The sequence below is a fragment of the Streptococcus sp. SS4 genome (genome assembly GCF_030440125.1).
GTDB lineage: Bacteria > Bacillota > Bacilli > Lactobacillales > Streptococcaceae > Streptococcus.
On the sequence record NZ_JAQFJM010000008.1, the window covers coordinates 126,785 to 139,533 of the forward strand.

The following is a 12,749-nucleotide window of genomic DNA, read 5'->3' on the forward strand; positions in this document are numbered from 1 at the left end:
AGACTAGACTGTCTTGCACAGCAAAACAAACTAATCTTTCATATTTCCTATTAATGTTTACGTTTGCGAACTGACCATAGACCTGAAAGGGCCATTGAAAGCAAGCCTAGACCTGTTACAGATGCTAATTTTTGGTTAGATTCCCCTGTTTCTGGTAATTTTTCAGTGTATATGCCTTGTGTTTGATTCTTAGCAACGACTGTTGAAGTTGAAACGACACTTGGTCCTGTAGGTGTTCCAGGAGTTTTTGGTTTTTGAGGAGTTGGTGGCGTCGTTGGTACTGGACGTGTTACGCGCTCAACAAGGTAATTCTTATGCCATTTTACTTTAGGAGTCACAAGCTCTTTAGGTGAAACAGGTTTATTAGGTACGTTTACCACAACCATAGTTGGTGGTGTAGGTGCTTTAGGTTCTGTTGGTGGTGTTGGTTTGGTTGGCTCTCCAGGTACATCTACAACTACTGGTGTAGGTGGAGTCGGCGCTTTTGGCTCTACTGGAGCCGTAATCTTACGTGGCTCTACTGGCACTTCAACTAAAGCTGGAGTTGGCGGCGTTGGAGCTTTTGGTTCTGTTGGAGCCTTAGGTTCCTCTGCATCAACTGTAACAACAGTGTAGTTAGGTTCTGTCGGTGGTGTTGGCGCTTTAGGTTCTTCTGGTTTGCTTGGTTCCGCTGGAACTTCAACAACTGTCGGAGTTGGTGGTGTTGGAGCCTTAGGCTCTGTTGGAGCTGTTGGACCCTCAGCATCAACTGTGACCACTGTATAAGAAGGTTCTACCGGTGCCACAGGAGCTGTTGGTGGCGTTGGTTCTATTGGTTCAGCTGGAAGTTTATCCAAAGTAATCGTTGGTGGCGTTGGCGCCTTTGGTTCTTCTGGAGCTGTTGGCTCTTTTGGTGCTTCACCAGGATTTTTTGGAATACCAACATTTGAGTTAATCGCAAACCAATATACTGTTGGTTGACCAGCAGCATTAGCTCCATTGGCCGTAAATACCAAGTGACCATCAGCCATCTTTAAGCCTGCTCCACCATAATAGAGATATGGAGAAGATGGATTATCCCAACCTTCAAGAGTCGTTGAAGATTCACCATTAAAGATAGACCCATGTTCAATGTATTGGTTATCTTTAAACGACGTTACTTCTTTAGTAGCGGCATCATAAGAAACACTAGAATTTGGAATTGGAATATATCTATTATTGCCAATATTTACAGACTCTTGGTGCTCTACATTTTCAAATTTCTTCTTAGGAGTAAAGATGATACGTCCTGAAGTTGGATCAATAGTGTAAGAACCAATCACATCATCTTTACCGTCTAATGTGAACTCATCTGTTCCGATAGAGTGACCATTCCCAGCACCTGAAACATTGACTGAAGTTGCGTCAATAACAGTTTCTTCACTAACTGTAAATTCACTACCATTCCACGTTGCTTTTTGTGCCACAATTTTAATTGGATTTTCAGCAGAGATAGTGACGTCAGCAGTACCAAAGTCAGCTGTTCCATTTTTAACAACAACTGCATTGTTTTCAATGCTCATTGATGAACCATCTGCATATGGATTCCAAGTTCCTCGAACAGTCTTACCATCTTTATCCTTGGCTTCTACTGTAAGGGCACGAGGTTTATCTCCACTATCCACATAAGAAGCACCTGTCCAGTGGTTAAGGGAATTAAGCGCAACAATAGCGTTATGCTGTGTCAAATCAAACTTATTGCCATTACCATCATAAAATTCAATATCTACAGCCACCTTAACGGGTTTATTTTGGTCTGTTGAAGCACCGACTGTTAGTGTTACAGTTGGGTCTGAGCTAACGGCTGCAATTCCTTTACCGTCATTTGATGGAAGACTCAAAATTTCATAGCGATAAATCACGCGCTTGATCGGATGCATATCCGTATTTTCACGCATGCTTGACTGATTCAAATTGTCATAGGTTACAACAAATTTGTCACCTTCCTTAATTTGAATAAATTCAGTTTCATTATTGGCCCAAGGACTAGTTGCTACAATATCTGAAGCTTCCAATTTATTGGAATCATACTGATGTACATTGCTTGTATTCAAACGAGCTTGAGCATCACGAGTGAGATAAGCGCTGATGCCATTGATGGTATGAATGGCTCCACCTTCACGTTGGAAGGTCAAATCTTGAACAGTTTCTACATCTTTCAGATCTTGGAAACCATTATCATTCATGTACTTATCATAGGCTGCTTTAGCATCTTTGTACTGTGCCAAAGCTGTTTGATATTCAGCAAGTTTTGTTTGGTAGGTAGCAAAATCTTTGCCGTATTGCTCTAAATCTACATTGTATTTTGCAAGCTCAACTTCGTACTTAGCTTTAGCAGCATCTTCTTCTGCTTTAATAGCAACAAGTTTATCATAGGCTGCTTTATCTTGGTCGTATTGCGTTTTCTTAGCTTGGTATTCTTGTAAATCTTTGTCATATTGCGCTTTAGCTGTATTGTAAACAGCCATTTCCGCATCGTACTTAGCTTTTGCTTCTGCATTGGCCTTATCCGCTGCTGCTTTTTCGGCTACTTTGGCATCGTAGGCTGCTTTAGCTGTATTATAAGTCGCTAAATCAGTTTGATATTTTTCATAAGCTGTATTGTATGCAGCAAGATTTTTTTCATATTGCTCTTGAGCAGCCTTATCCGTAATTTCTGCTTGCGTTTTCTCAGCTACTTTCACATCATAGGCTGCTTTTTTCATGTTGTATTCAGCTAGAGCTGCATCATACAGAGCCTTATTAGCCTTATATTCAGACAAAGCTGCGTTGTATGTGACCATTTCTGCATCATACTTAGATTTAGCTTTTGCATTAGCTGCATCAGCGGCTACTTTTTCGGCTACTTTAGCATCATAGGCTGCTTTAGCAGTCTTGTAGGCAGCCAAATCGGTTTGATATTTTTCGTAAGCGGCATTATAAGTAGCTAAATCTTTCTCATACTGCTCTTGAGCAGCCTTGTTTTCAATTTCTGTACGAACTTTTTCAGCTACTTTAGCATCATAAGCTTCCTTCTCGGCATCATATTTTGCCTTGTCTTTGGTATACTGAGCCATAGCAGCTTCATAGTTCTTTTTAGCAGTTTCATAAACAGCCAACTGTACCTTGTAATCGGCTTCTGACTTAGCATTAGCTGCATCAGCAGCTGCTTTTTCTGCTACTTTAGAATCATAAGTCAATTTTTGAGTATTATACTCTTCCAATGCAGCGTCATAGGCTTTTTTATCAGCTTGATATTTAGCTAATCCTTTTTCATAAGCAGCTTGATCAGTATCATATTGTGCTTTAGAAGCAGCGTTTGCTTTATCAGCTGCTGCTTTTTCAGCCACTTTAGCATCGTACTCAGCCTTAGCTTTTTCATACTCAGCTACATCTTTTTTGTGGTCTTCTTTTGCTTTCTGATAATCATAAACAACTGTATTAATCTCTTTTGATTGAGCTTGATTGTTAGCAATAGCCCCCTCTAGGGATGTATGCGTTTGAGGTGCAGTTTCTTCAACTTCTACCCCTTCTTTTACTGCAGAAGCTTTAGCATCCTCAAGACTATCAGTTGTTACAACACTTGTTGTTACAGTGGTATTTCCTTCTTCTTTGACAGAAACAACTTGCTTCTCTGAATGGTCAACAGTTGTTGCCGGATCGGCAGCAGAATCTGTTAGCACAGAAGCACTAAGTGGTGTATCAGTAGCAGCTGAAGTTGAAACCTCATCTGCATGTACACCAGTTGCACCCATCGCAAGAATGGTTGTACCCAAAAGAACAGAAGCAGCCCCAAAGCTATACTTTCTGATTGAAAAACGTTGTGAATCTTTTCTTCCCATATCACAAATTTCCTTCTATATTTTCTTAACACCTAAAGTCTAACACTTTTAAATTTTCTGTCAATAGAATCATCTTAATTTTTTTTAAATTTTACACTCATTTTCAATTTATAAGTATTATTTAATCGATTCTTTAATTTAAAAGGATAGATAGCTTAATTTTATATGTTACTTCTTCTGAAAATTAGAATTAAGTAGCCATAGATAAGTCTAATATTAGATTTTTTATTAATTATTTTTCCCGAATAATTTATTAAACCATCAAAAAAAGCCCCAAAGGGCTAAAATCTTTACAATATTTGGGTATTTTCTGATAGTTGCTTCATTGATTTGAAACAATACCTAATAACAATCCAAGTGCAGATATCAGACATCATCGACTTAAGATTTTTTTGACCAAGGCCTTCAAATCTGGAACTACTTCTTCCATAAACCATGGATTTTTTGCTTGCCAAATATTATTTCGAGGAGAAGGATGAACGAGAGGGAAAAACTCTGGAAGATAATCTTTGTAATGCTTAACTGTATCTGTTAATTTTGCTGACGATTTTTGATGTAAATAGTAATGCTGTGCATAATTACCTACTAAAATCGTCAATTGGATATCAGGAGCTAAAGCAAGAACTTTCTCATGCCACTTATCTGCAAATCCCTTGCGAGGAGGTAAATCACCTGATTTACCATGACCTGGGAAATAAAAATCCATTGGTACAATAGCAAACATACCAGATTCATAGAATTCTTCGCGTGAAACCCCCATCCAATCCCTGAGATTATCACCACTAGGATCATTCCAGTAAAGGCCGGACTCTTGGGCACGAATACCAGGAGCTTGTCCCACGATATTAATTCGAGCCGTTTTTGGAATGGTAAACAAGGGTTTTATACCTTGTTCCGTATAAACTTTATTTTGTTCATCGGACATGATTGCTTGTGTTAATTCATCCAGTGTTTCCATATTTTCCTCCTCAAAAAAGAGACAGTCTGTCTCTTCTTTTTATTTGATTAACTCATAGATAGCTTCTGCATAAATGGCAGCTGCACGGTACAAGTCTTCAACCTCAGTAAACTCATTGGCTTGGTGCATAGTGTTGACATAACCTGGGAACATAGCTCCATAGGCAACTCCACGTTTTAGGAGACGTCCAAATGTCCCACCACCAATAATTTGTTCATGACCTTTAAGCCCTGTTTGTTTCTCATAGACTGAAAGAAGGGTCTCTACCATAGGATCATTAACTGGTACATAGTGTGGTACATGACCATGTTCTGAGAGACTAACAGCCTTAGGACCTTCAAGTTTTTCAAGGCCGGCCTTAATACCGTCTACATCAACGCCTTGAGGGTAGCGGAAATTCAAAGCAATTGTATTATCTGCTGATTCCTTATTGAAATGAAACACCCCAGCATTCATGGTCAATTCACCCATCTTAGGATCTGTGTAAGCAAGACCTACTTTTTCACCAAAGAAATCTTTATGCAATGTTTCAGCAATTAAATCCAAATACTTTTTAGCATTACCTTGGAAATCAAATTGGCTAAGGAAGAGGGCTAAGTAGGTTGCTCCATTAATACCATTCTGAGGCATCATACCATGAGCTGATTTCCCATGAATAGTCACTTGAAAAATACCTGCTTCTTCAATCACTTGACCAGTCACCTCTTGGTCAGCAACAAAGTCTTTTAATTTAGCCTCGAGTTCTTTCAAAGTGATAGGTCCAGTGAAATCTGCACTTGCAGATTCAGGAACCATATTTTCACGCAAACCGCCATTAAAAGACACAAGACTAAATTCTCCATCATTTTGACCTTCAAAATGGAGATAAGCTGTAATATTACCTTTTTCACCATTGATAATTGGAAATTCTGCATCAGGTGAAAAACCAAAATCAGGATCTTTCAACCCATTATGAGCGAAGTAATAATCCATATCGCCCCAACCAGATTCTTCATCAGTACCAACAATGAAACGCACACGCTTAGATACTGGAAGCTCGAGTTCTTTAATAATTTTCAAGGCATAGTAACAAGCCATTGTTGGGCCTTTATCATCTGATGACCCACGAGCATAAAGTTTGCCATCTTTGATTACAGGTTCATAAGGATCTGTATCCCAACCACTCCCTGCTGGAACCACATCCAAGTGTGCAAAGATACCCAATACTTCATCACCTTGACCAAATTCAAAGTCACCAGCATAATTATCAATATTACGAGTTTTATAACCATCACGTTCAGCTAAAGCAAGAAAATGTTCCAAAGCTTTTACTGGTCCAGGACCAAATGGGTGCTTATCATCAACCTTACTGTCATCACGTTCTGAGTTAATACGCAAAAGACCAAAAAGGTCCTCCATCAAGGCATCTTTGCGCTTATCAACTTCGGCACGAAAATCAATTGTCATAATTTACTCCTTACTGTCTCTAGTTAGCACTATTTTACCATTTTTAGTAAGAGTTTTCATCCCTTATAAACAAAGCCAATAAAAAATGCAATCCCTTACCGAATGTTAAAAGACTTCATACCATCTTTAATAGAATGTGAAAAATTCCTAAATCAGGAACACTCGAATCTAAAGTAATAGCATTTATATCAGCTAAGAGGTAAAGCTCTTGACTATCTAGCTCTTTATACTTTAGGCCCTCCTATTAGGAATCAGCACATTGTAGCATTTTGATAATATCATTTCAAGAATTTCCATAAACTTTAGAATATTCTCTTCATTAATGCTATAATAGGACTATCAAAACTAAGGAGATGCATTATGCCATTTGTAAAGATTGATCTCTTTGAAGGTCGTACTGAAGAACAAAAAATCGAACTTGCTCGCGAAGTTACTGAGGTTGTATCACGTGTTGCCAAAGCACCTAAAGAAGCCATTCATGTTTTCATTAATGATATGCCAGAGGGAACTTACTACCCACATGGTGAAATGAAGAAGAAAAACTAATCATCATTAAGCAGTCACATCCGTGGCTGCTTTTGATATAAAAAAACTGGAAAGAAACTCCAGTTTTTTTATATTATCGTTGGTAATTCATCATCGTTGTCAAAATTCTCAACGACTTCTTCACCAGGCAATGGTTTTTGTAGTTTTCCAAAGATAAAACGTGAGATTGGACCAACCACTAGAAAATTAAGTGGTAAAGCCATGATAACATTTGTCAACCAAGCACGACCATAGGATAATAGCGTCACCGACTGACTGTTGTAAACTAATCCATAGAATGACATAAACGTTACCATGAATAGCGCCATGGTTCCAGAAATCACTAAAATCTTTGCCCATCGTTTATCATGGGCTTTTACTTTATGCAAAATTGCAAATGCTATTGTTTTGGCTAGTGGTCCCACCAAAAGCATATCAAGTAAGAAAGCAACCACAAATCCAGGAAGATAACCTTGGAAAAAGTGACCCCAAGCAAAGGGAGCTACTCCAGTCCAATCAAGGATGAGAAGATTCCAGAGACTCATCCCACAGACCATCATTCCACACATCAAAAACGTAAAAAGCAAAGCTTCTTTAAAATTACGAGGCATTAAAATTCTCCATTTCTAAAAGTTCTCTTTCAGCATATCAAAAATTTTTTCTCCTCGTGAGTTAAATTTCACTCATGAAAACGTATTATTTTAGGATAGTTTCCATTTCTGTATATCTCGGTTTCATACCTAAACGTTCGTAAAAACGTAGAGCACCTGCATTATCATTCCATACGTGAAGTGTCAGATTATAACAACCTAGCTCCTTAGCATAGTCCAAGGCAAATTGGTAAAGCTTTTCTCCTAATTTTTGACCTCGAGCATCCTTATCAACACATAAATCATCAATAAAAAGAGTCTTAACAGCCTTTTGTGGACCATCATTTTCAGTTTCTTCTTTAATCATTAAGAAAAGATGGCCCAAGATACGCCCTTCGTCATCCTCGTACACAAAAACAGGTTTATTTGAATCATTAATTACTGCCTCTAACTCTGCATCTGTAAATTTACTGCCTTTTGACTTAAAAACATCAGGGCGCGCTTAATGATGAACAATAAGAATCTGCTCCAATAACTCCTGTAATCTTGGAATATCTTCAGATTTTGCTATACGAATCATGATTACCTCCTCAAAAAAAGATGGGTAAGACCCACCTTAATTCTTATTTACCAAGTTTTGCTTTAGCTGCATCTGCAAGAGCTGTGAAAGCTGCTGCATCGTTAACTGCCAAATCAGCAAGCATTTTACGGTTAACTTCGATTTCAGCCAATTTCAAACCGTGCATCAATTGTGAGTATGACAAACCGTTCAAACGAGCTGCCGCATTGATACGTGTGATCCAAAGTTTACGGAAATCACGTTTCTTTTGACGACGGTCACGGTATGCATAGTAGTAAGAGTTCATTACTTGTTCTTTTGCAGTACGGAACAAGATGTGTTTTGCACCATAGTAACCTTTAGCAAGTTTCAATACACGTTTACGACGTTTGCGTGATACAACGCCACCTTTAACACGAGCCATTTATATATTCCTCCGAATTAATTCTAGTTTAGTTAATTTGTAATGCTTTTAGCGAATTAACGCATTTGTGAAAGCATTGATTTGATACGTTTAAAGTCACCTGAATGTACCATTGACGCTTTACGAAGGTGACGACGTTGTTTTTTAGTTTTACCGTGGAAACGGTGAGATGTGAAGGCACGGAAGCGTTTCAATCCACCTGAACCTGTACGTTTGAAACGTTTAGCTGATGCGCGGTGTGTTTTTTGTTTTGGCATTTTAAAATTCTCCTCTTAAAATAGTGTTAGTTTGACAATTATTTTTTGTCAGGAATTGGTGCAAGTTGCATGAACATTTGACGTCCATCCATCTTCGCTCTTTGCTCAATAATCGCAATATCTTGCGTTTTTTCAGCAAATTCCGCCAAGACCTTAGCTCCGATTTCTTTGTGAGTAATCATACGACCTTTAAATCGGATAGAAACTTTAACCTTGTTTCCTTTTTCAAGGAATTTACGGCCATTACGAAGTTTAGTTTCAAAGTCACCTTTATCAATAACTGGACTCAAACGAACTTCTTTAACGGTAACAACGCTTTGTTTCTTACGTTGTTCTTTTTGTTTCTTTTGATACTCAAATTTGAACTTACCGTAGTCCATAATCTTCGCAACAGGTGGCGTAGCTTGTGGTTGGATGAGAACCAAGTCAACATTTGCATCATCTGCAATAGCTTGTGCTTCTGACAATGGTTTAATTCCCAATTGTTCACCATCAAGACCAACAAGACGAACTTCGCGAACGCGAATTTCATCGTTAATGAATAGATCTTTCTTAGCTATGATCTTCACCTCTTTATTTTTTTAGAGAAAAACAAAGCGGACTTGATATACAAGCCCGCACACATAATATCCCTAGAGGGATTTGACATGTTGGGCCAGACAACCTAAGTCGCAAGGCGAGAAGTTCTCACTTCTGCTTTTCTCATTGTTAATAGTATAACAAGTGAGTCATCCTTTGTCAATAATTTTTTTTGCTTTTTCTTGAATAAATTCCACAACACCATCAATAGACACACCTGTAGTATCAAAAGTGATGGCATCTTCCGCTGGTTTAAGAGGTGACACCTTACGATGACTATCTTTATAGTCACGTTCAGCAATTTCTTTTTTTAGAGTCTCAAGGTCAGCAGGGATACCTTTTTCGATATTTTCCTTATAACGACGTTCTGCACGTTCATCAACTGAAGCAATCAAGAAAATCTTGAGTTCTGCATCAGGCAAAACCACGGTCCCGATATCACGACCATCCATGATAATAGCCCCATCTTGAGCGATACGTTGTTGTTGCGCAACGAGTTCTTGACGCACTTCAGGAATAGCTGCGACCCAAGAAACATTATTTGTAACTTGGTTATCACGAATTGGGTGTGTAATATCGACATCACCTACATAAACTTGCTGACTACCATCTGCTGCTTTTCCGAATGAAATCGGATATTGAGATAGTTGCTCCAAAATTTCTGGTACATTTTCCTCAGTTAAACCATTCTGCAAGGCCAAATAAGTTGCAGATCGGTACATGGCACCTGTGTCAAGATAAGTATAGCCAAGATTTTTTGCAATAATCTTGGCTACTGTACTTTTTCCACTTGACGCAGGACCATCAATAGCAATTCTAATATCTTTCATGATGTTCCTTTGCTTTAAAAATTATTGAACGTTAACGACGTCACCTGGGTTAGCATACCAGTAACCATTTGTCATGTGATCAGGGTTAAGACGTTCCAATTCATCTACAGAAATACCTGCACGTGCGGCGATTGAACCAGCACCTTCACCAGATTGAACAACAATTGATGAACCATCTGCTGCTGCCGTAGCGCTTGATGGTGTTGTCTCAGCTGACTCAGTTGCATCTTCTTTTACTACATGTTTAGAAGAGCTTGATGCTTTAGTTGAAGATGATTTCTCTTTTGAAGATTTTTCTGTATTAGATTTCTCACTTTCCTCATCTTTGTTTGAGTCTTTCTCGCTAGATGAAGATTTAACAACTTTGCTAGTTGATGATGAGTAGAATCCAGATGATTCCTTAGATTCCGCAGTTTTGTTTCCACCGACATTTGAAGTATAGAAAACAAAGAACAAAATACATACAACAATAACAAAGAATAATCCAAGCAAGACTGTCAAGAATGATGAATTAATGAAGCCGCCACCTTTTTCGCGTTTTTCATCAGAAGGAGTTACATCCTCTTCTTCTTCATAATCCTCAAACTCATCTTCATCATCTAGAAAATCAGCGTCAACTACTTCTTCCAACTCTTCGTCAGAAACCTTATCTTCCCATGGTTTTTTACTCATGATATTCTCCTTGTAAAAACAATAAATCTATTTTAAAATAATACTATGAAAGTATCATTAATTCCAGAAAAATGTATCGCTTGTGGTTTGTGCCAAACCTACTCTCCCGTCTTCGATTATGATGACGAAGGTATTGTTAGGTTCAGAGATAGCGACCAACTCAATCAAATTATTGAAAACACCCCTGAGACTTTGACTGCTGTCAAGTCTTGTCCCACTAAAGCCCTTATTTGCGAAGTTTAAGCTTGAGGGCTTTTTTTGATTCCTCATAAAAAGCAAAGTAATCAAAGTTGGTCATATGATCCAATAGCTCTACCTCACCTTTGAAATCAGGGTGAAGCGCTAAAGCATCTAAGAAATATTTCTTTGGCCACTTTCTCATATAAAACTGACGTTTTTTACCATTTTTAAAAATAAGGCTCAAGCCAGTTTTAATAACTTCGACTTTTTCAATATCACTAATTTTCACTTTGCGTGGTTTAAAAATATTGAAAGAAACAATACGCAGAATTCCATGATTTTCAATAATAAAGTAACGATGGAATCCTAAACCAAACAAGGCAACGAAAATAGTGAAAAGCATCAAAATATGTGAGGGCACCGAGTACAACTCGAACAGAAGGGCCGCCGCAATAAAGATTGGCGTGATGGCTAAAGACCAGTAGATGATTAGCCAAGATAATTCGGGTTGCCAATGGTAACGATACTTGCCGAAAATTTTAATCATCTCAGCACCTCCATTACTTCTAATTTTACCATAAAATCAGTATTTAGCAAGCTCAATTAAGGTTTACTGACAATTCCAAGAATAACATCTACGGCTTTTTCCATTGTCTGCAAGGAAACAAACTCATATCGACCATGCATATTTTCGCCCCCAGCAAAAAGGTTTGGAGTTGGAATACCCATAAATGAAATCTTTGAACCATCTGTTCCACCACGAATAGGTTCAATAACTGGCGTAATATCCAATTCCTCCATAACTCCTTTAGCCAACTCAACAGGCGTCATATCTTTTTCAATAACCTGACGCATATTATAGTATTGATCTTTGAGTACCAAATCAACTCGTGTCTGACCATAAGTTTTATTCATTTCATCGGCAATCTTTTGGAAGGCTGCTTTACGATTTTCAAAAGACTCTGTTTCAAAATCACGGATGATATAAGATGCTTTTGCTTCTTCGACAGTACCTGTCATGGTTTGAAGATGGTTGAAACCTTGATAGCCATCTGTCAACTCAGGGCGTTCTTCTGCTGGTAACTGATTATGAAAATCAATTGCCAACTGCAGGGCATTGACCATTTGGTCTTTTGCTGTTCCAGGATGAACATTACGTCCATGGAAGGTAAGTTCTGCTCCCGCAGCAGAGAAAGTCTCATACTGTAATTCACCCAAAGGTCCACCGTCAACTGTGTAGGCAAAATCGACATCAAAATCTTCAACATCAAATTTATCTGCGCCAATTCCGATTTCTTCATCGGGACCAAAGCCTACACGAATCTCACAATGTTTGATTTCAGGATGAGCCTTCAAATAAGCCAAGGCTGTCATAATCTCAGCAATACCAGACTTATCATCAGCTCCAAGAAGAGTTGTGCCATCTGTCGTAATAAGTGTCTGACCGACATAATTCTTGAGATTTGGAAAATCTGCTGAATCTAGGTTATAACCTGAACTTCCAAGAGGAATAACACCTCCATCATAAGAGTCAATGACTTGAGGTGACACACCTTCTGCATTAAAATCAGCAGTATCCATATGTGAGATGAAACCAATCTTACGTGTTAATTGGTCATCGTTAGCCGGAAGGGTTGCCACTAGGTAACCATTACTTTCCAAATAATGGATGTTACTTAAACCTAGTTCTTCTAATTCTGGTTTTAGAACCTTCAAGGCAAAATCTACCTGGCTTTGTGTTGTTGGTGTTCTTGTCGCATTTTCATCACTACGTGTATTGATTTTAACGTAACGTAAAAAACGCTCTAAGAGTAAATCGTAGCCCATAAGCACTCCTTTAGTTGTATTTAGTATTTACCTCATTATAGCATAAAAACCCATCATATTGAT

Annotated in this window: 13 protein-coding genes, 1 pseudogene and 1 other annotated feature; of the genes and pseudogenes, 2 read left to right on the plus strand and 12 right to left on the minus strand. The window is 38.3% G+C overall.

From position 1 onward, the window contains the following. Positions 1 to 50: 50 nt before the first annotated feature. The 3 genes from PCY16_RS08355 to pepV form a co-directional block, all read right to left on the minus strand. Positions 51 to 3,839, minus strand: coding sequence for a GbpC/Spa domain-containing protein (locus PCY16_RS08355; RefSeq protein ID WP_301354525.1), 3,789 nt, complete (start codon positions 3,837 to 3,839; stop codon positions 51 to 53). A gap of 373 nt (positions 3,840 to 4,212) precedes the next feature. Then, the gene (locus tag PCY16_RS08360) at positions 4,213 to 4,797 is read right to left on the minus strand and encodes a uracil-DNA glycosylase family protein (protein ID WP_195414098.1); all 585 of its coding nucleotides are present in this window, start codon (positions 4,795 to 4,797) and stop codon (positions 4,213 to 4,215) included. Between the two features lie 39 nt (positions 4,798 to 4,836). After that, positions 4,837 to 6,243 (minus strand): dipeptidase PepV, encoded by a 1,407-nt coding sequence (gene pepV / locus PCY16_RS08365; RefSeq protein WP_195414097.1) that lies wholly within the window; start codon positions 6,241 to 6,243, stop codon positions 4,837 to 4,839. 360 nt (positions 6,244 to 6,603) lie between these two features. On the opposite strand from pepV, the gene PCY16_RS08370 reads away from it, so the two are divergent. Then, positions 6,604 to 6,789, plus strand: a complete 186-nt coding sequence (locus PCY16_RS08370) for a 4-oxalocrotonate tautomerase (RefSeq protein WP_002885057.1) — start codon at positions 6,604 to 6,606, stop codon at positions 6,787 to 6,789. A gap of 68 nt (positions 6,790 to 6,857) precedes the next feature. On the opposite strand, the gene PCY16_RS08375 is transcribed toward PCY16_RS08370, so the two are convergent. From PCY16_RS08375 to PCY16_RS08405, 7 genes and pseudogenes are all read right to left on the minus strand, one after another. After that, positions 6,858 to 7,379, minus strand: a complete 522-nt coding sequence (locus PCY16_RS08375) for a DUF2798 domain-containing protein (RefSeq protein WP_195414096.1) — start codon at positions 7,377 to 7,379, stop codon at positions 6,858 to 6,860. A gap of 85 nt (positions 7,380 to 7,464) precedes the next feature. Next, a pseudogene (locus tag PCY16_RS08380) lies at positions 7,465 to 7,938 on the minus strand (N-acetyltransferase family protein). A 43-nt stretch (positions 7,939 to 7,981) separates the two neighbouring features. Then, entirely contained in the window at positions 7,982 to 8,341 is a 360-nt protein-coding gene (gene rplT, locus PCY16_RS08385) for a 50S ribosomal protein L20 (protein WP_002885090.1), read from the minus strand. Between the two features lie 56 nt (positions 8,342 to 8,397). Continuing rightward, positions 8,398 to 8,598: a 50S ribosomal protein L35 gene (gene rpmI / locus PCY16_RS08390; protein WP_002885093.1), complete on the minus strand. Its 201-nt coding sequence runs from the start codon at positions 8,596 to 8,598 to the stop codon at positions 8,398 to 8,400. A gap of 38 nt (positions 8,599 to 8,636) precedes the next feature. After that, entirely contained in the window at positions 8,637 to 9,167 is a 531-nt protein-coding gene (gene infC, locus PCY16_RS08395; protein ID WP_002885108.1) for a translation initiation factor IF-3, read from the minus strand. Positions 9,168 to 9,180: 13 nt separating this feature from the next. After that, positions 9,181 to 9,303, minus strand: a sequence feature (ribosomal protein L20 leader region). Between the two features lie 23 nt (positions 9,304 to 9,326). Beyond that, the gene (gene cmk / locus PCY16_RS08400) at positions 9,327 to 10,007 is read right to left on the minus strand and encodes a (d)CMP kinase (RefSeq protein WP_002890865.1); all 681 of its coding nucleotides are present in this window, start codon (positions 10,005 to 10,007) and stop codon (positions 9,327 to 9,329) included. 21 nt (positions 10,008 to 10,028) lie between these two features. After that, the gene (locus PCY16_RS08405; protein WP_073685942.1) at positions 10,029 to 10,679 is read right to left on the minus strand and encodes an SAG1386/EF1546 family surface-associated protein; all 651 of its coding nucleotides are present in this window, start codon (positions 10,677 to 10,679) and stop codon (positions 10,029 to 10,031) included. Between the two features lie 45 nt (positions 10,680 to 10,724). Here PCY16_RS08405 and PCY16_RS08410 point away from each other — a divergent pair, with 45 nt between their 5' ends. Then, positions 10,725 to 10,922, plus strand: a complete 198-nt coding sequence (locus tag PCY16_RS08410) for a ferredoxin (protein ID WP_002890861.1) — start codon at positions 10,725 to 10,727, stop codon at positions 10,920 to 10,922. Here the strand turns inward: PCY16_RS08410 and PCY16_RS08415 are convergent. Together PCY16_RS08415 and pepT are read right to left on the minus strand one after the other, a co-directional pair. Continuing rightward, a complete protein-coding gene (locus tag PCY16_RS08415) occupies positions 10,906 to 11,406 on the minus strand; it encodes an EbsA family protein (RefSeq protein ID WP_195414095.1) in 501 nt (166 codons plus the stop codon). The genes PCY16_RS08410 and PCY16_RS08415 overlap by 17 nt on opposite strands. Positions 11,407 to 11,462: 56 nt before the next feature. Continuing rightward, the gene (gene pepT, locus PCY16_RS08420) at positions 11,463 to 12,686 is read right to left on the minus strand and encodes a peptidase T (RefSeq protein WP_195414094.1); all 1,224 of its coding nucleotides are present in this window, start codon (positions 12,684 to 12,686) and stop codon (positions 11,463 to 11,465) included. Positions 12,687 to 12,749: the final 63 nt, after the last annotated feature.